The following is an 18,831-nucleotide window of genomic DNA, read 5'->3' on the forward strand; positions in this document are numbered from 1 at the left end:
GTAGACAGGCCCTGAGGAGACACCTCGATGATTGAACGCCCGGTCCCCGTTGCCGCCCCCGTGGATAGCGCCCGTGTTCGCCATCTGCCCATTGCCGACAACGGCGAAGCGCTGGTGCCCGCGAGCCTGGCCCCCGACCGCGTGCTGGTACGCCCGCGCTACCATCTGGAAGGCCTGCCGGGCGCCCTGCCCGAGTGCTTTGTGCGCGAAGGCGTGCTGGAACGGCTGCTACAGGCAGCCGCGTCGCTGCCCTCGGGCTATCGGCTGGTGCTGTTCGATGCATGGCGTCCGCTGTCTCTGCAGCGCTGGCTGTTCGAGCGCTTTGCCCGTGAACTCGAGCAAGGCGGCGGGCTCGAGCATATCGACGAATTCGTATCCCGCCCCATGCCCGATCTCGCTCAGAGCCCGCCCTATCATCTGACCGGTGGCGCGGTCGATCTGTCCATCGCCGACGACCAGGGCCGACTGCTCGCCATGGGCAGCGACTTCGATGCCATGAGCGATACCTCGCATACGGCGTATTTCGAAACCGCGCCGGGCGACGACGCGCAGCCCCTGAACTGGCGCGACAACCGGCGCCTGCTCTATCACGCGATGGGCGATGCCGGCTTCGTCAACCTGCCCAGCGAGTGGTGGCACTACGACTACGGCGACCAGCTATGGGCCACGCTAGGCGGCCATCCACATGCGCTCTATGGCGCCGCGGAACCGGCGTTTCGCTGGGGCGAACTGCCCTATTGATCCCCCGCCGGAACAGCTGCCTGCGGCCGCTGCTTTGAACGCCACCAAAAGAAACGCGGGCCCGTGTCGGTTGTTTCTGCCAAAGAGTTCACGACGATCGAGTGCGGCGCGTGCTCTCGCACATGCGCGTGATCAAGCCGAGAAACCACCGACTGAATAATCTATTTTTGGGCCGGGTTGCGAATTCGTAATCCAAGCCGCCGTGTTGCGAGCGGTCAGCGCGTGTATTCGGCGATCAGGTCGACGAATTCACGGCCATAGGCGTCGCGTTTCTTCTCGCCGATGCCCGGTACGTTCTCCAGTTCTGCGGTGCTCGTGGGCCGGCGTGCCAGCATCTCGCGCAGGGTGGCATCGTGAAAGATCACGTAGGGCGGGACATCCTGTTCCTTGGCCAGACGCAGACGCAGCTCCCGCAGTGCTTCCCACAACGGTTCGTCTTCCATTTCGATGGGCGGCAGTTCCTTTTTCAGGCGGCTGCGCGCGCGCCCGCGCTTGCCGCTGCGATCCACGCGCAGCTCCAGTGTCTCCCGGCCCTTGAGCAGCGGCTTGCAGTGCGCGCCCAGGGCCAGACCGCCGTAGGCGGGATCGACGCGTACATATCCCAGGGCGATAAGCTGGCGGATGATGGATCGCCATTGCTTGGTTTCCACCTCGGCGCCCACGCCGAAGGTCGACAGCCCGTCGTGGCCGAGTTCAACCGCCCGATCGCTTGCGCTGCCGCGTAGATGGTCGATCACGTAACCGGTGCCGAAGCGCTGGCCGGTGCGATAGATCGCCGATAGCGCCATCCGCGCCAGCCGGGTCGCATCGTAGGTTTCGGGCGGGTTCAGGCAGGTATCGCAGTTGCCGCAGGGCTGTTCGCGCTGTTCGCCGAAATAACCCAGCAGGCTGACCCGCCGACAGCTGGCCAGCTCGCAGTAGGCCAGCATTGCATCGAGCTTGCTGCGTTCCACGCGCTTGCGCTCTTCGGGGGCATTGCCCTGCTCGATCATGCGCGAGCGCTGCACCGTATCGTTGAGGCCATAGAGCATCCAGGCGGTGGCCGGGGCACCGTCACGCCCGGCGCGCCCGGTTTCCTGGTAATAGGCCTCGATACTCGCCGGCAGATCGACATGGGCCACGAAGCGCACGTCGGGCTTGTCGATGCCCATGCCGAAGGCCACCGTCGCACACACGATCACGCCCTCTTCGCGCAGAAACCGCGCCTGATGGGTCTGACGCAGCTGCGCGGGCAGCCCGGCATGATAGGCCAACGCGGTCTTGCCGCGCTGATTGAGCCATTCTGCGGTTTCCTCGGTCTTGCGGCGCGACAGGCAATAGACGATCCCGGCCTCGCCGTCATGTTCGCGTTCTATGAAATCGAGAAGCTGCTGCTTGGCGCTGCCGCGTTCGGCAACCCGGTACTGGATATTCGGGCGGTCGAAGCTGTGCAGAAAAACGTTGGCCTGCTCGAGGCGCAGCCGTTCGATGATCTCGGCACGGGTCGGCAGGTCGGCGGTCGCGGTAAGCGCAACCCTCGGCACCTGGGGAAAGCGGTCGGCGAGCGCGGCCAGCGCGCGATACTCGGGCCGAAAGTCGTGCCCCCATTGCGATACGCAGTGGGCCTCGTCGATCGCCAGCAGCGAGATACGGCAATCGGCCACGAGATCGAGCATGCGCGGCTGCATGAGCCGTTCGGGCGCGACGTACACCAGGTCGATGGTGTTTGCGCGCATCGCCTGCTCGATGGCCTGCTGATCGGCGAAATCAAGGGTTGAGTTGAGATAGGCCGCGCGTACGCCAAGCTGTTCCAGTGCTGCGACCTGATCGGCCATCAGCGCGATCAGCGGCGAAACCACGATTGCCACGCCATCGCGTACCAGCGCCGGAATCTGATAGCACAGCGACTTGCCGCCGCCGGTCGGCATGAGCACGAGCGCGTCGTCGCCGTTGCAGACGGTATCGATGATTTCAGCCTGGCGGCCACGAAACGCGTCGTAACCGAAGACCGACTGGAGAACCCCCTGTGGCGTTGCCTGCTCGGCGGCCACGTCAGCCCAGCAGTGCCGCCGCCGACGGCGCCAGCGGAATCACGTAGAACAGCACGGCAAAGAAATGAAACACGCTGCCGCCAATCACGAACAGATGCCAGATCGCATGGTTGTACGGCATGCTGTTCCAGGCATAAAAGAGCACTCCCACGGTGTACGAAATACCGCCGGCCAGCAGCAGCCAGACCCCGCCCATGGCCACGTTCTCGATCACCGGGCCGATGACCAGCACCACCGTCCAGCCCATCGCCACGTAGAACGCGGTGGATAGATACTTGACGTTATTCAGCCGGGTGAGCTTTATCAGCACCCCACCCACGGCCAGCGCCCAGATCAGGGTGAAAAGCGTCCAGCCCCAGACACCGCGCAGGTTCACCAGCGTGAACGGCGTATAGGTGCCCGCGATGAGCACGTAGATCGCGAGATGGTCGAAAACCTTGAGCACGCTTTTAGCGCGCGGCGGATGGACCGCGTGATACAGCGTGGACGACAGGTGGCTGAGAATGAGCGCGATGCCGAAAATGGTTACGCTGACGACGTGCCAGACGTTACCCAGCTGCGTGGCGTATACCACCATCACCACCAGCCCGGCTATCGATAGTGCAGTACCGATACCGGAGGTGATGGCGTTGGCAATCTCTTCGCCGAGCGTGTAGCCGGCACTATTCACGCGACGCGTGAGCGGGGGTTGGGTGGTCGTATTCATGGCGCGCATTCTGCCATGCCCTTGCACGATTTGCCCCTTCAATATCGATGCGGCGTTCCCTGCGCCCGCCGCGCCTGCGCGCATGCGAAACCCTTGCTGGGTTTAGCCGCCTACACAAACAAAAAAGGCGCCCGCAGGCGCCTTTAATGCCAGTTCCGCGCTAGCGCCGGTTACTGGTTGGCCGCACGCGCAAAAGGCGGTTCTTCGATATTGTCCGAGACTTCATCCTTGTAATACTCCTCGGCCGAGAAGGTATCCACCTGGATGGCCTCGAGCCGCGCGGCTTCGGCCTTGCGGATCTTGGCGGCGTCGTCCTGGGTGATCACGCCCACGCCGACCGCCGACTCCAGCGCCTCGAGCAGGTTCGGGGCCTGGATCTGCTTTTTGTGCAGGGCCTTGCGAACCCGCATCGTCGGCTCCTGCGCTTCGCTGACCAGACGCCAGGCGTTGAGCAGACGGCCCATGCCGGGCTCGTCGTCGCGCGGCGTACCCATGCCGCCGGCCACGCGCTGGTACTGTGCGCCCGGCGCCTGAATGCTGGCCGCGACCGCACGGTCCATGGAGTCGCGCGGACCGGTGGACAGCGGATTGATCTTGAGCCAGAAGCGGCCCGGATAGCGCAGAATCCAACCCAGCACCGGCACGTCGAAGTTGGCATAAATGCCTTCGAAAGCCAGCTGTACCTGGTGCAGGCTGTAGCGCAACGCCCAGTGCACGAGGGGCAGGTCTTCCTTGCGACTGCCTTCGGCCTTAAAGCGACGCAGCGTGGTCACGCCGAACAGCATCCACGACAGGGCATCGGAGAAACGCCCGGAAATCTTGCCGCGCTGCTTGAGCTTGCCGCCGATCAGGAACATGGCCAGATCGGTCAGGAAGGCAAATCGGCTCGACGCCCAGCCGAGCTTGCGGAAGTACTGCGCGGTTTCATCGTTTACCGGCGTGCGGACGGTCCAGCCACGGGTAACCCCGCGCAGAATGCCGCGGAAGAAATTCTTAACCGAGTGACCCATCCAGCCCAGGATCGCCTTGCGGAAGGCCGGTACGTCGTCGGCCTGGACGGCGTTGAGCGTATCCAGCGCGAACGGATGGCAGCGTACTGCGCCCTGCCCGAAGATCATGAGCGTGCGGGTAAGAATATTCGCGCCTTCCACGGTGATACTCACCGGCGCGCCGGTATAACCGCCGCCGAGGATATTGTTCGGGCCCTGCATGACGCCGGCGCCGGCCATGACATCCATGCCGTCGGTCACCAGCTGCTGGCCGATCTCGGTGGTCTGCTGCTTGAGAATGGCCGAAATCACCGGCGGGTGGTTGCCATTGTCGACACCTGCACAGACATAGACGCGCGCGGATTCCAGGGTGTAGGTCAAAGCGGCGATTCGCGCGATCTTGGCCTCCACGCCTTCCATGAGGCCGATCGGAATACCGAACTGCTCGCGCACGATGCTGTACGGACCCACCGCAGCGGCACTCGTCTTGGCCAGGGCCACACCGCTGGCCGGCAGCGATACGGCGCGGCCGCCGCCGAGCTGTTCCATGAGCATGCGCCAGCCCTGGCCGGCCCCGTCGACGCCGCCGATGATGTTTTCCACCGGCGCGACCACGTCCTTGCCGTAGATGGGGCCATTGTCGAAAGCGCCGATCGGCAGATGATGATCGCCCAGCTCCAGCCCGGGCATGCCCTTTTCGAGCATGACCACGGTGATGCCGGGAAATTCGCCCTTGCCCAACAGGTTGTCCGGGTCGTGCAGCGAGCAGGCAAGGCTGACGATATTGGCGATCGGCGCCAGCGTGATGTAGCGCTTGGAGAAATTCAGTCGAATCTTGGCTGCGCCGTCATCGTCCTTGAATACCACGCCCTCGGCCTTGATCGAGGCCGCATCGGAGCCGGCCGTGGGCTCGGTCAGACCAAAGCACGGTACATATTCGCCGCTCGCAAGCCCCGGCAGATACTTGTCTTTCTGCGCCTGGGTGCCGTACTCGAGCAACAGCTCCGCTGCCCCCAGGGTATTGGGGATAACAATCAGGGTGCCGACCGGGCCCAGACCCGAGGTCTTGGTCATGACCGCACTGCGGGCGAGCACGGAGAAGCCGGAACCGCCGTACTCTTTCGGAATGATCATTCCGAAAAAGCCCTTGTCACGCAGAAACTGCCAGATATCGTCGGGAATGCGGCGGGTTTCGCGCAGCTTCCAGCCATCCACGCGATGCAGCAATTCTTCTACCGGGCCATCCAGAAACGCTTGTTCTTCCTCGGACAAGCCCGGATAGGCTTCGTCCATCATGGCACGGAAATTTGGATTACCGCTAAAAAACTCGCCGTCGATCCAGACCGAGCCGGCCTCAAGGGCATGGCGCTCTGTATCCGATATTTTCGGCAATAGTTTGGCGTCGTTGATCTTCTTCAGAAGTGTCGCAAACATGGCATCTCCATGGCTCGAAGCGTCGGGAGCGCGGCTCGACGAAAGCTCGCAGGCAAGCTGTGGCCGCACTGGGTGCTTACCCGACTATACCCGCGCCCGATGCGCTGCACAAAGGTAATTTCCAATACCCTGGCGCCGCTTTTGATCGACCGGTACACGCATTACCCTGCGCGATTTCAAGTTGCCCGCAATTATTTCAGCCAGTTATGCAAACTTGGGCACATACACGGAGCTTGATACAGTCGCCTAGAATTTGGCGCGTAATGAGTGTTACCCGTGATTGATCGATACCCCAGAACCACCAGCGAACGTGAACGGACGCTTTCGCGTCTGGACCCCGCAACGCGTATTCGTATCGAAGCCGCAGCGCTGGAATTGTTTTCCGAGCGTGAGTTCCATCGCGTCAAGCTGATCAACATCGCGCGCGAGGCCAGAATCAGCCTGCAAACGCTGTACAAATACTATGGCAGCAAGGAAGCGGTGCTGTTCGCCAGCCTGGATACCTGGCTGGGCGATCTGGCCAATCGCATGATCGATCATCTCCAGGGCATCGAAAATTTCGAGGATCGCCTGCGCAAGGTGTTCTGGGTGCTGCTCGATTATTTCGAGCGCAATCCCAAGGTCGCGCAGATCATTCTGAGCTCGGTCTATCTGAGCACCTGGCGTGACGACGACACCTTCCGTCAGCCGGCGCTCATGTCGGTATTTCTGGGCGTGATCAATGACGGGCGCGAACGTGGCGTGCTCACCGACGAAGTCGACGAGATCGAGATTTCCGATTTTATCTGGGGGGTGGCCAATCGCATGGTGGCGATGTGGTTACTGCGTGGCCGCAAGCGGCCCCTCGCCGAGAAGGCACCGGCCATGTTCAACATGGTTTGGCGTGCTATCGCCAGCGAACGTGTGCTCGCCGAGCAGCTCAGTGAGCGCGCGCCGGCCAGCGAACCGGCAACCGCCGCGGGCTGACGCGACAATCGCTCGCCCGGCCCCGGCGATCCACGGCAGGCGCGGGTGCGCTACATGGTATAGCTGGTGCGTCGATTCTCGAGCATTCCGGCAAGCAGCGTTTCCAGGCGTTGCTGCGTGGCACCGCCGTCCTGGGCGGCGAACTGAACTCCGATGCCGGCCGGGCGCTGGCTGCCGGTGTTGCGCGGCGTAACCCACACGACCTTGCCGGCGACGGGCAGACGTTCGTTCTGTTCCACCAGGTGCATCAGCAGAAACACGTCTGCGCCCATATCGTAAGTCGTCTGGGTCAGATACTGCTGTTTCACGAACAGCCCACCGTTGGTCACGAACGGCATATAAGCGGCACACAGCTCGGCGCGGTCGGCCACATCCAACCGAACGATTCCGGACTGGCTTGCAACATTCTGTTCGGGCATCTATCTACTCGGCTTGCGCTTGAGACGGGTTTTCAGATCCAGCAGCAATGACTCTACCACCAGTTGCCAGTCGGCATTGCTGCGTGCCAGGCGCGCAGCCTCGGCCACCTGCGCGCACCAGGGCTGAAAAGCATGCGGGTCCATGCGCGTGGCGACCCGTGCCAGGCTCTCCGGCAACGCCTGTGAGTTATCGGCCGGATCGCCGTTTTTCATGAGGGCGAGCGATAGCAGGCCGCTCGCCCGGCGATAGAGCCAATCGGTCAACAGATCCGCTGGCTGCTTTGCCAGGCGTTCCGCGGCCGAGGCCGGGTCCTCGCGATTGCGTATCACGTCGGATAGCGCGCTGTCCCAGCCGTCGATCAGGGTGGCGTAATCCTGGGCGTGGCGATCGACCACGGCGAAGGGTGTGCGCAGACTGTCGACATCCAGGCCGTCGCAATCGACCTGCCGTGCCTCAAGCCACTGCCTTGCCTCGACGGGCTCCGGCGGCGCGAGCCGCCAGAGCTGGCAGCGGCTGCGTATCGTGGGCATCAATGCCGATACACGGTCGGTGACCAGAACGATATGACAGGCCGGCGGCGGTTCCTCGAGCGTCTTGAGCAGACTGTTCGCAGCGCTGGGCGAGAGCGCCTCGGCCGGGTCGATCCAGCCGATACGGCCGCTATCGTACTGGGGGGTAAGCTGCAGCCGTTGGGAGAAGGCGCGTACCTGGTCGACCTTGATGAGTTTGCCGGTCTCCTCCGGTGTCAGGCGCGAGATATCCGGATGGGTTTCAGCCTGGCGCTGGCGGCAGGCCGCACAATGGCCGCAGGCATCGCCGTTACGGTCGGGCTCGCGGCATAGCAAAGCAGCCACGATACGCTCGGCAAACACGCGTTTACCGATGCCCGGCGGGCCGCACACCAGCAGCCCGTGGGCGACACGGTCCATCGCCATCGCCTGGGCCATACGCGCCCAGAGGGTGGCATGCCAGGACGGCTTGGCGACGTCGTCGGCGGGGGTATCGCTCATATCAGATCGGCCAGCGCCTGCTCGATATGGCGACGAACGACATCGGGGTTTTCGCCCGCGTCGATCACGCGATAGCGCGCCGGCTGTGCCTCGGCACGTGCCAGATACGCCGCGCGAACGGTTTCGTGAAAAACCAGCGTTTCCCGATCGAACCGATTGCCCTCGCCGCGCTTGCCGGCACGTGCCAGCCCTTGGTCGACCGGCAGATCAAACAGCAGCACCCGGTCCGGGCGGCGTTCGCCCTGGACGAGGGTTTCCAGTGCCGCGACCGTTTCGCTGCCCAACCCGCGTGCGGCGCCCTGATAGGCATAACTGGCATCGGTAAAGCGATCGGTGAGCACCCAGGCGCCGCGACTCAGGGCCGGCTCGATTACCTCGTTCAAGTGGGCGGCGCGGGCGGCGAAGACCAGCAACAGTTCGCTCATCGGCGGCATGGGCGTATCGTATTCGCCCATGAGCACGCCGCGTATCGCTTCACCGAGCGCGGTACCGCCCGGCTCACGCGTGCAGACCACGTCATGGCCGGCTGCCTCGAGCATCGCCGCAACGGCTGCGATCTGGGTGCTCTTGCCGGCACCCTCCCCGCCTTCGAAGGCAATAAAACGCGCCCCGTCATCCACGACCGCCACGCTCAAGAGCCCCGCTGATACTCGTCGACCGCGCGATTGTGCTCGGCGAGCGTGTCGGAAAACACGTGGCTGCCGTCGCCACGCGAGACGAAATACAGCGCAGTCCCCGGCTCCGGATTGAGGGCAGCCTTGATTGCCGCGCGCGAGGGCATGGCAATCGGCGTGGGCGGCAAGCCGGCCCGGGTATAGGTGTTGTAGGGCGTATCGCGGCGCAGATCCGAACGCCGGATATTGCCGTCGTAGTCCTCGATGCCGTAGATCACGGTCGGGTCGGTTTGCAGGCGCATGCCCTTCTCGAGCCGCCGTGCGAACACGCCGGCGATCCGCCCACGCTCGGCCGGCACCGCCGTTTCCTTTTCGATGATCGACGCAAGAATCAGCGCTTCGTAGGGTGTCTCGACCGGCGTATTTTCGGAACGCTGTTCCCATTGTGTATCGAGATAGCGCTGCATCGCCTGGTAGGCGCGCTTGAGAAACGCGATATCGGTCATGCCACGTGGAAACAGATACGTGTCCGGCATGAAGCGCCCTTCCGGATTTTCATCCGGATGGCCTATCGCGGCCATCACCTCGGCGTCGCTCTTGCCGGTCAACTGATGATCGATCGCGTCGTTTTCGGCCATGAGCTTGCGGAATTCGGAAAAACGCCAGCCTTCGACCAGGGTAAGCCGATATTGCCGTGTCTTGCCCGAAACCAGCAGTTCCAGCAGATGGGCGGGTGTCTGGCGCGCCGGCACCACGTACTCGCCGGCTTTGATGTCGCCAGCCACACCCTGAAAGCGCGCATACAGCGACAGGTATTTCGCATCGCGGGGGCGCGTGATGATGTCTTCGGCCAGCAGGCGCTGGGCGATGGCGGTGAAGCTCATCCCGCTATCCACGGTCAGCAGCTTGCCCTCGCCGTTGTTCAGCGGCGAATTGAAAAACCGGGTCGTATCGATCGCCAGCGCGGCACATGCCAACACGCCCAGGCCGATCACAACCCATACCACCCGTTTAATCACCGCTACCTGCCTTGTCGTTGCTCTCGCTGCGTTGAGTCGCGCGAGTGTCGAGTTCGTTCAATAAGCTGCGCGCGTACTCGGCCGCCGATTCGCTCTGGTCAAGCGCACGACCATCAAGATGCGATATCGCGACCACCCCGCCCACGCTGTTGCAGGCGACGCTGGCACTGCAACCGCTGAGGTCCGACGGGCGGATATCGCGTTCGCTTACCCGCCTACCGGCTTGTTCGAGCTTACGCCAGAGCCGCTGGCGTGTGGCCCCGATGATACCTGCCCGCGCCAGTCTCGGGGTGTACCACTCGCCATCGGCATCAATAAAGAAAAGGTTTCGCATGGTGGTGGCAATCACGAACCCTTCGGCATCGGCCATCCACGCATCGGCCTGGCCGCGGGCGTCGCACTCCGCGCGCGCCAGCACCTGCTCAAGCCGGTTGAGATGCTTGATGCCGGCCAGGCGCGGCTGGATGGCCAGCTCGATCGAGCATCGCGCCAAAGCCAGCGGCGCGGGCACGCCCCGCGCATGCGCGGGCAGTTCGTGTGCGCTCACGATACGGCGCGGCCGCGGCGGGTTTGGCGGCATATAGCCGCGCCCGCCGCTGCCCCGCGTGACCATGATCTTGCATACGCCGTAGTCGGCGTCGCCGAACAGGGCCCGGATATCGTCATGGATATCGGTTTCAGCCGGCGTGCCGAGCCCGAGCGCGGCGCAATCATGCTGCAGGCGCCGCCAATGCTCCGACCAGGCCAACGCACGTCCGGCTTCGATTCTCAACGTACGAAAGATGCCGTCGCCATAGGCCAGGCCGCGATCGCCCACCGGCACCGCAGACATGGCGTGACCGTCGACGCGAACCCGTTCATCCATAGGCATGGCCGCTGCCATCGACAAAGCTGCGCAACACGCCGCGTGCCTTGATACGGGTTTCTTCAAGCTCCTTCTCGGCAATCGAATCGGCCACGATGCCGGCGCCGGTACGCAACGTCAGATCCTGGCCCTGCTGGGTGAGCGAACGGATCACGATATTGGTATCCAGCCGACCACAGCGGCTTAGATAGCCGATACTGCCGGTATAGGCGCCACGTGGCTCGTTTTCGAGTTCGGCGATGATTTCCATGCAGCGCACCTTCGGGCAGCCGGTGATCGTGCCGCCCGGAAATACGGCCTTGAGCGTCGCGCCGGGGCCCACTGCCGGCGCCAGCGTACCGCGAATATTCGACACGATATGGTGGACGTGCGCATAGGATTCGATACACATGAGCTCGTCGACCTCGACCGTGCCGGGCCGACAGACGCGACCCAGGTCGTTGCGTTCGAGATCGATGAGCATGACGTGCTCGGCCCGTTCTTTCGGATGCCGGATGAGCTCTTCGGTCATGCCGGCATCGGTGCCGGCACTACGCATACGGGTACCGGCGATCGGCCGGGTTTGGGCGATACCCTGGTCGATGGATACCAGGCGCTCAGGCGACGAGCATACAAGCGCGGCGTTGCCCCAATGCACAAGCCCGGAAAACGGTGCCGGGTTCGCCGCGCGCAGAGCCGCATAAACGCGCGCCGGCGTAACGTCGTGCTGCAGGCGTCCATGCCAGGCGCGGGACAGATTGGCCTGGAACACGTCGCCGGCATGAATCAGTTCGCGCGCGCGCTCGACGTTGGCCATATAGATCGAGGGCGGCTGCTCCTGCCATGTTGCGGGCAGCGCCTGCGCCGAGAGCGCAGACCGCATGCCCTGCGCCAGATCGTCGCGCATGATGTCCAACGCGTCGGCGTGGTCGGTCTCGGCCACGAGATACAGCGTCTGTTCTAGCCGGTCGTGCACGAACGCGGCGGGACAGCGTACCGCGAGCGCGTCCGGCAGTGCCGCGTCCGACATGCGCGCCATAGTCAGGCTCGGTTCGATACGGCCGGCCATTTCATAGCCCAGATAGAGGAACCAGCCGCCCACGAACGGCAGCCCCGGCACATGGCTGCGGCGCTGGTCGGCCGCGCGCTGATCCAGCGCGGCAAAGAAATCGGTGTGCGCGTCTTGCGCGGTGACGGTGAGCGTGTCGCCAGGAAACCCCAGCAGCATATCGAAGCGGCTCTGTGCCGCCGCGCCGGCGCTGCTTTCCAGAAGAAACGGATAGCGCTCGGGGGCCAACGCCGCCACCCGGGCAAGATCCGGCGTGTTGCCTAACGGTATTTCGACGATATGCACATCGCCGGAAATTGACTCGCGCACAGACGTGGGCGAACGCGGTCCGCGCGCCTCAGTCGAGGCGCTTGAAGATCAGCGAGCCGTTGGTGCCGCCAAAGCCGAAGGAATTCGACAGCGCTGCGTCGATGCGCATCGAACGCGCCTCATGCGGCACGTAATCGAGATTGCAGCCTTCCGCCGGGTTATCCAGGTTGATCGTCGGCGGGGCGACCTGGTCGCGAATCGCCAACAGCGTGAAGATCGCTTCGGCCGAACCCGCTGCACCGAGCATATGGCCGGTCATGGACTTGGTGGAGCTCACCGCCACGTTTTTTGCCGAATCGCCGAGTACGGCTTCGATCGACTGGCTTTCCGCCACGTCACCCACCGTGGTGGAGGTACCGTGTGCGTTGATGTACTGGAGTTGATCCGGGTTGAGCTCGGCGTCTTTGAGGGCATTGCTCATGCACTGACGTGCGCCCCGGCCACTGGGCTGGGTAATGTGGTAGGCATCGCCGCTCATGCCGAAGCCGGCGACCTCGCCATAGATGTTCGCACCACGTTTTTTGGCTTGTTCGTACTCTTCGAGCATGAGCACGCCGGCACCGTCGGAAAGCACGAACCCGTCTCGATCCGCGTCCCACGGGCGACTGGCCGCCTGCGGGTCGTCGTTACGGCTGGACAGCGCGCGGGCCGCACAAAAACCGGCCAGCCCGATCGGATTGACCGCCATTTCGCAGCCGCCGGCCAGCATCGCATCGGCATCGCCCGCGGCGATCAGGCGTGCGGCCAGACCGATATTGTGTACGCCCGTCGTACAGGCGGACACGGCGGCGATATTCGGCCCGTGCAGGTTCAACTGAATCGATACCTGGCCTGCGGCCATGTTGGCGATACTGCTGGGGATAAAGAACGGCGACACCTTCTTGGCGCTGTAATCGGCTTCGTGAAAGCCGACACAGGTCTTCAGAATAGTGCCGATGCCGCCGATACCCGACCCCACGGCAACGCCTACGCGGTCGTTGTATTCATCGTCGAGCTCCAGGCCGCTATCGTTGAACGCCTGTACCGAAGCCGCGACGCCATAGTGCACGAACGGATCGTAGCGCTTGGCCTCCTTCTTCGACATATAGTCGGCGACATCGAAATCGCGGATAGGGCCGCCGAAACGCGTCGGGTAGTCCGACACATCGAAGCTGTCGATGGTCGAGATACCGCTGCGACCGTCGAGTATCGCGGCCCAACTCGAGGCGACATCCAGGCCGACCGGGGAAATCAATCCCAGACCGGTGACTACTACGCGACGCTGTCTCAACACAGCCCCCTAGTTACTCGTGACGCCGCATCCTGCGGCGGATTCATTCGCTACGACCGGCCGCATACTGACGTACGGTCGCGCACATTACAGGCGTTTAGCCTTCGGCGTGCGACTTGATGTAGTCGACCGCATCCTTGACGTTAACGATCTTCTCGGCTTCTTCGTCGGGAATATCGATTTCGAACTCTTCCTCGAGGGCCATGACCAGCTCGACCGTATCCAACGAGTCTGCGCCCAGATCGTCGACGAACGACGCTTCCGACGTGACCTGGTCTTCGCTGACCGAAAGCTGTTCGGCAATGATCTTCTGTACTCGTTCTTCAACGCTACTCATCGGATTCTCTCCTGATTGACTATGGTTTACGCGTCTAGCACGCGGTGCATTCGCCCTCGCGAACCGCGCGCCATTCTAGGGAAAAAGGGTAGGCCTCGCCAGATTTTCGCAAGACCGGTCGGTGCTTGCTTACGCCCCCATGTACAAACCGCCGTTGACGCTGAGCGTCTCGCCGGTGATATAAGCTGCGGAATCGGACACCAGGAAGGCAACGCTGGCGGCGATATCGTCTACCTGCCCCAGGCGCTGCAACGGAATTTGCGCGAGCATCGCGTCACGGGTTTTGTCGTCGAGTTCGCGGGTCATGTCCGTTTCGATAAAGCCGGGTGCAATGGCGTTCACGGTAATCTGACGCGAACCGACCTCGCGCGCAAGCGAGCGGGTAAAACCCAGCAGGCCGGCCTTGGCGGCGCTGTAGTTGGTCTGACCGGCGTTGCCCATCAGACCGACCACCGACGCCACGTTCACGATCCGACCGCTGCGCGCCTTCATCATGCCCCGCAGAGCGGCCTTGGTGACCCGGAACACGCCCGACAGATCGGCGTCGATCACGCCCTGCCAGTCGGACTCCTTCATGCGCATCAGCAGCGTATCGCGCGTGATCGCAGCATTGTTGACGACAATGGTCGGCGCGCCGAACGTCTGGCTGACTTCCTTGAGCAGCGCGGTGACCTCGGTATCGTCGGTCACGTCCAGGCGGCGCCCCGCCCCGGGCGTCGAGGCCGCACCCAACCGCTCGTCGATGCGCTGTGCCCCGTCATCGGTGGTTGCGGTACCCACGACGACGGCGCCGTCGGCGGCCAGGCGATCGGCAATCGCGGCGCCGATACCGCGGGATGCGCCTGTTACCAGCGCGATCCGGCCATCCAGATTGGCGTTGCTCATGTCTCTCCCACTCGCGCTTATGCTGCGCTGACTATTATTCTTCGGTCGTATTCAGCGCTTCGCGCAGGCTGTCGGCATCCGACAGCGGCAGCGAGGTCGCGCTTTTATCGATACGTTTATTCAGGCCGGTCAACACCTTGCCCGGCCCGCATTCCAGGAACAGCTGACAGTTCGCCGCGCGCATGGCGCGAATCGTATCGGCCCAGAGCACTGACTGGGCGAGCTGGCGAACCAACGCCTTGCGAATGCCATCCACGTCTTCACGCGGCTGCGCATCGACGTTGTGCAGAACCGTAAGCTTGGGTTGCCGCAGCGGTATTTCCAACAGATGCGACTGCAGCCGCTCCGCCGCCGGCTGCATCAGCGCGCAATGGGAGGGCACGCTCACGGCAAGCGGCTTGACCAGCTTGGCGCCCTTTTCCTTGGCTAGACGGCCGGCCGTTGCGACCGCCTCGGCGTGCCCGGCAATCACGACCTGAAGCGGCGCATTGAAGTTGGCGGCCGATACCACCAGCGCCTCTTCGGCATGGGCCTGCTCGGCGGCCGAACAGGCTTCGCGCACGGCGTCGTCGTCCAGGCCAATGACGGCGGCCATGGCGCCCTCGCCCGGGGCCACGGCATTCTGCATTGCCTTGCCCCGCATCTGGGTCAGACGCAGCGCGTCGCCGAAATCCAAGGCGTCGGCCGCGACCAGGGCCGTGTATTCACCCAGACTATGCCCGGCGAGAAACTCCGGCGTGCGCCCGTTGCGCTGTTGCCACACCCGCCAGACCGCCACCCCGGCGGTCACCAGCGCAGGCTGGGTGAACTCGGTCTGGTCGAGTTGGTCCGCCGGGCCGTTGTGTATGAGATCAGCCATGTCATAGCCGAGCGCATCGCTGGCTTCGGCATAGGTATCGGCAACGACAGGGTAGCGTTCGGCCAGCCCTGCGAGCATACCGACCGACTGAGCCCCTTGCCCGGGAAAGATCATCCCCAAACGCGACATATAAAAGGTCGTGATCAAACGATGGCGGCATCATACCCACCCGAAAACGGCTTGGCCACGTGAAAAGCCCGTTTGCTAGAATCCAGCGTTTGCAAAGCGTCAAGTACGCGGAGGCTGTCTTGGTCCACGCCGAACTTACCGTGGCTGCGGTTGTGTGTGTCGATCACCGCTATCTGGTGGTCGAGGAATTCGCCCATGGGCGGCGTGTAATCAATCAGCCCGCCGGTCACGTCGAGCCCGGCGAAACGCTCCACGAGGCCGTGATTCGCGAAACCTTCGAGGAAACCGCCTGGCGTTTCACCCCTACCGGACTGGTGGGCATGTACCACTGGCCGCACGCGGACGGCCGCACCACCCTACGGTTCGCCTTCTGCGGCGAGGTGGATGGCCATGCGCCCGATCAGGCTCTCGACGAGGGCATTATCTCGGCGCACTGGCTCAGCGCCGAACAGCTGCAGGCCCGCGACGATCTGCGCAGTCCCCTGGTACTCCAGGCAATTGCCGACTTCAACGACTTCGAACCGCTGGCGCTTGAGCGCGTGCGCCATATCAAGGGTCGCTGAGATGGGCGAAGCATTCTGGCAGCGCCACCCGCAGGACACGCGCGTGATCGTCGGGCTGTCCGGCGGGGTGGATTCATCCGTTACCGCGCTGCGCCTGGTCGAAGCCGGCTATCAGGTCGAAGGCCTGTTCATGTTCAACTGGAGCGAGGACGAGGCCGGCCGCTGCCAGGCTGCCGACGACTACGACGACGCGGCGGCGGTATGCGATGTGCTGGATATCCCGCTGCACCGGGCCGACTTTTCGCGCGAGTACAAGGCCCGGGTGTTTCGCTACTTTCTTGACAGCTACGCGGCGGGACGCACGCCCAATCCGGATGTGCTGTGCAACCGTGAAATCAAGTTCGACGCCTTTCTGCACCACGCCGAACGTCTGGGCGCGGATGCGATCGCGACCGGTCACTATGCACGACTGGTCCACGATGACTCCGGCACCCGGCTGCTGCGCGGCGCGGACCCGGGCAAGGATCAGTCTTATTTCCTGGCCGCGGTGCCCATGGCCGCGCTCGAACGCACCCTGTTTCCGCTGGGCGAAACCTATAAGACCGACGTACGCGCGATCGCGCGCAAGGCCGGCCTGCCTATTCACGACAAACCCGACAGCACCGGCGTTTGCTTCATTGGTGAGCGCGATTTCGAAGGTTTTCTACGTCAGTATCTGTCCGGTCGAGCCGGCCCGGTACGCGTGTCAGGCGGGCCCCTCGATGGTCAGACCATCGGCGAGCACGCCGGCCTGATCTACTACACCATCGGCCAGCGCCGCGGGCTGGGTCTGGGCGGCGTCCAGGGCGCATCCCAGGCGCCCTGGTACGTCGCCGCCAAGGATCTGAGTACGGACACGCTCTGGGTGACCCAGGACCACGATCATCCCGAGCTGGCACAAACGTCTCTGACCACCGCCGTACCGCATTGGCTGATCGATGACCCGCAGTTGCCGCGCCGCTGTGCGGCTCAGGTACGCTATCGTCAGCGCGCGATCGACTGCCGTATCGAAGCCGGTCCGGGCGGCGGCCTTCACGTACAGTTCGATCGGCCGCCGCGGGCGATCGCGCCCGGCCAATACGCGGTTTTCTATGCGGGTGACCACTGTCTCGGCAGCGCCGAGATCGTGTCAGCCGGCCATTCCGAACTCGAGATTCCTGCCAGCGCATGAGCGATCAATCCACGCACAGTCTTCGCGACCAGGCCCTGTCCCTGGCCGGCGTTGCCCAGTTCGCCCTATATGCGCACGAACTCGCCGCAGACGGCCGCGACACGCCTCAGCGCCTGGAGATCGCCAAGCACGCAATCTTCTGCACCGACCCGAATAGCGTGATCGAAGTCTATGGCGACCTGCCGAGCGTGGGCGACGGCATCGCCTATCTCAAACGCCAGCTCGCGGGTGAAAAACCGGACCAGAAATCGGCGCTGATCGCGCGCTATATCGGCCAGCTGCTGCGTCTGTCCGGCGCCTTGATTAAGGACGACGCCGCGCTCAAGCGCCTGCGCGGCGCCATCGACCGGGCACGCCTGGCCGAGCCGGCCGAGGTGCCCGTAATCCTCGATGACGCATACCGCGACAGCATCAGCCCGGCCAAGCCGCGCATCATGCTGCACGGCCACCCGAGCTATCTGCAGAACGAAGCCATCCAGGCCCGGGCACGTACCCAGCTGATGGCCGCGGTGCGCTGCGCGATCATGTGGCGCCAGTGCGGCGGCGGTTTCATTTCCCTGTTTTTCCGGCGCAAGGCGCTGCTTAAATCGCTGGAAAACATCGGCCCGCGGGCACCGGTGCGCTAGGCCGGCCGCCAGCCACCCACGTCCCCTCGGCCTGCCGAGGCGCTTTGCCCTGCAGCCGGGGCCATGAAAAAGCTATACTACGGCACGCTTTTAAGTGTCCGGACCCAAACCGGACCGAAGAACCACCGAGTGTCTTTGGAGAACCAAACCTATGACGGACAGTTTCAATACACGTGCGCAGTTCACTGCCGGTGATCGCAGCTTCGACTATTTCAGCCTGCCGAAACTGCAGGAGCAGTTCCCGGGCATAGCGAAGCTGCCCTACGCGCAGAAGATCCTGCTCGAGAACCTGCTCCGCCATGAGGACGGTTCCAACGTCGACGCAGACGATATCAAGGCACTGGCCAACTGGGATGCCAAGGCCGAGCCCGATACAGAAATCGCCTTTACCCCGGCGCGCGTGGTCCTGCAGGACTTCACCGGCGTGCCGGCCGTGGTCGACCTGGCCGCCATGCGCGACGCCATGGCCAATCTCGGCGGCAGCCCGGACAAGATCAACCCGCTGTCGCCGGCCGAACTCGTGATCGATCACTCCGTGATGGTCGACGAATACGGCACCGACAAGGCCTTCGATCTGAACGCCAAGCTCGAATTCAACCGCAACAAGGAGCGCTATGCGTTCCTGCGCTGGGGTCAGGGCGCGTTCGACAACTTCAAGGTCGTGCCGCCGGATACCGGCATCGTTCATCAGGTGAACCTGGAATATCTGGCCCGCGTGGTCTTCGGTAACGAAGACACCAACATGGCCTACCCGGACACGCTGGTCGGCACCGACAGCCACACCACCATGATCAACGGCCTGGGCGTGCTCGGCTGGGGCGTCGGCGGTATCGAGGCCGAAGCCGCCATGCTCGGCCAGCC

19 protein-coding genes are annotated in these 18,831 nt (G+C 63.7%); 6 read left to right on the forward strand and 13 right to left on the reverse strand.

The window, feature by feature from the left end:
* Positions 1-27 precede the first annotated feature (27 nt).
* Positions 28-741, forward strand: a complete 714-nt coding sequence (locus ABNU97_RS03045) for a M15 family metallopeptidase (RefSeq protein ID WP_348765277.1) — start codon at positions 28-30, stop codon at positions 739-741.
* A 215-nt stretch (positions 742-956) separates the two neighbouring features.
* Here ABNU97_RS03045 and recQ read toward each other — a convergent pair whose 3' ends face one another.
* The 3 genes from recQ to ABNU97_RS03060 all read right to left on the reverse strand — a co-directional run bounded on the left by recQ (position 957) and on the right by ABNU97_RS03060 (position 5,900).
* The gene (gene recQ / locus ABNU97_RS03050; protein WP_348765278.1) at positions 957-2,771 is read right to left on the reverse strand and encodes a DNA helicase RecQ; all 1,815 of its coding nucleotides are present in this window, start codon (positions 2,769-2,771) and stop codon (positions 957-959) included.
* 1 nt (position 2,772) lies between these two features.
* The gene (locus tag ABNU97_RS03055) at positions 2,773-3,477 is read right to left on the reverse strand and encodes a hemolysin III family protein (protein ID WP_348765279.1); all 705 of its coding nucleotides are present in this window, start codon (positions 3,475-3,477) and stop codon (positions 2,773-2,775) included.
* Between the two features lie 170 nt (positions 3,478-3,647).
* Positions 3,648-5,900: an acyl-CoA dehydrogenase gene (locus ABNU97_RS03060; RefSeq protein WP_348765280.1), complete on the reverse strand. Its 2,253-nt coding sequence runs from the start codon at positions 5,898-5,900 to the stop codon at positions 3,648-3,650.
* 276 nt (positions 5,901-6,176) lie between these two features.
* Between ABNU97_RS03060 and ABNU97_RS03065 the strand changes: the two genes are divergently transcribed.
* Positions 6,177-6,866: a TetR/AcrR family transcriptional regulator gene (locus ABNU97_RS03065; protein ID WP_348765281.1), complete on the forward strand. Its 690-nt coding sequence runs from the start codon at positions 6,177-6,179 to the stop codon at positions 6,864-6,866.
* Between the two features lie 50 nt (positions 6,867-6,916).
* On the opposite strand, the gene ABNU97_RS03070 is transcribed toward ABNU97_RS03065, so the two are convergent.
* From ABNU97_RS03070 to fabD, 10 genes are all read right to left on the reverse strand, one after another.
* The gene (locus tag ABNU97_RS03070) at positions 6,917-7,285 is read right to left on the reverse strand and encodes a PilZ domain-containing protein (protein WP_293625081.1); all 369 of its coding nucleotides are present in this window, start codon (positions 7,283-7,285) and stop codon (positions 6,917-6,919) included.
* Positions 7,286-8,296, reverse strand: coding sequence for a DNA polymerase III subunit delta' (holB, locus tag ABNU97_RS03075; RefSeq protein WP_348765282.1), 1,011 nt, complete (start codon positions 8,294-8,296; stop codon positions 7,286-7,288).
* The gene (tmk, locus tag ABNU97_RS03080; protein ID WP_348765283.1) at positions 8,293-8,931 is read right to left on the reverse strand and encodes a dTMP kinase; all 639 of its coding nucleotides are present in this window, start codon (positions 8,929-8,931) and stop codon (positions 8,293-8,295) included. Before tmk ends, holB begins: the two co-directional genes overlap by 4 nt.
* Entirely contained in the window at positions 8,928-9,929 is a 1,002-nt protein-coding gene (gene mltG / locus ABNU97_RS03085; RefSeq protein ID WP_348765284.1) for an endolytic transglycosylase MltG, read from the reverse strand. Before mltG ends, tmk begins: the two co-directional genes overlap by 4 nt.
* On the reverse strand, positions 9,922-10,794 hold the full coding sequence (gene pabC, locus ABNU97_RS03090; RefSeq protein ID WP_348765285.1) for an aminodeoxychorismate lyase: 873 nt from the start codon (positions 10,792-10,794) through the stop codon (positions 9,922-9,924). Before pabC ends, mltG begins: the two co-directional genes overlap by 8 nt.
* On the reverse strand, positions 10,787-12,151 hold the full coding sequence (locus ABNU97_RS03095; RefSeq protein WP_348765286.1) for an aminodeoxychorismate synthase component I: 1,365 nt from the start codon (positions 12,149-12,151) through the stop codon (positions 10,787-10,789). The genes pabC and ABNU97_RS03095 overlap by 8 nt, the downstream gene beginning before the upstream one ends.
* A gap of 28 nt (positions 12,152-12,179) precedes the next feature.
* Positions 12,180-13,421 carry a beta-ketoacyl-ACP synthase II gene (gene fabF, locus ABNU97_RS03100; RefSeq protein ID WP_348765287.1) on the reverse strand — a complete coding sequence of 414 codons (1,242 nt, stop codon included), beginning with the start codon at positions 13,419-13,421 and terminating at the stop codon, positions 12,180-12,182.
* 97 nt (positions 13,422-13,518) lie between these two features.
* On the reverse strand, positions 13,519-13,758 hold the full coding sequence (gene acpP, locus ABNU97_RS03105; RefSeq protein ID WP_006912784.1) for an acyl carrier protein: 240 nt from the start codon (positions 13,756-13,758) through the stop codon (positions 13,519-13,521).
* A 129-nt stretch (positions 13,759-13,887) separates the two neighbouring features.
* Entirely contained in the window at positions 13,888-14,643 is a 756-nt protein-coding gene (fabG, locus tag ABNU97_RS03110) for a 3-oxoacyl-ACP reductase FabG (protein WP_348765288.1), read from the reverse strand.
* A gap of 34 nt (positions 14,644-14,677) precedes the next feature.
* Entirely contained in the window at positions 14,678-15,631 is a 954-nt protein-coding gene (gene fabD / locus ABNU97_RS03115) for an ACP S-malonyltransferase (protein ID WP_348765289.1), read from the reverse strand.
* A gap of 119 nt (positions 15,632-15,750) precedes the next feature.
* On the opposite strand from fabD, the gene ABNU97_RS03120 reads away from it, so the two are divergent.
* The 4 genes from ABNU97_RS03120 to ABNU97_RS03135 all read left to right on the forward strand — a co-directional run.
* On the forward strand, positions 15,751-16,194 hold the full coding sequence (locus ABNU97_RS03120) for an NUDIX hydrolase (RefSeq protein ID WP_348765290.1): 444 nt from the start codon (positions 15,751-15,753) through the stop codon (positions 16,192-16,194).
* 1 nt (position 16,195) lies between these two features.
* The gene (mnmA, locus tag ABNU97_RS03125) at positions 16,196-17,344 is read left to right on the forward strand and encodes a tRNA 2-thiouridine(34) synthase MnmA (RefSeq protein WP_348765291.1); all 1,149 of its coding nucleotides are present in this window, start codon (positions 16,196-16,198) and stop codon (positions 17,342-17,344) included.
* A complete protein-coding gene (locus ABNU97_RS03130; RefSeq protein WP_348765292.1) occupies positions 17,341-17,970 on the forward strand; it encodes a DUF489 family protein in 630 nt (209 codons plus the stop codon). The genes mnmA and ABNU97_RS03130 overlap by 4 nt, the downstream gene beginning before the upstream one ends.
* A 151-nt stretch (positions 17,971-18,121) precedes the next feature.
* Positions 18,122-18,831 (forward strand): aconitase family protein (locus ABNU97_RS03135; RefSeq protein WP_348765293.1); only part of this gene is annotated, 710 nt, incomplete at its 3' end.

Source organism: uncultured Salinisphaera sp. (genome assembly GCF_964012375.1).
Taxonomy (GTDB): Bacteria; Pseudomonadota; Gammaproteobacteria; order Nevskiales; family Salinisphaeraceae; genus Salinisphaera.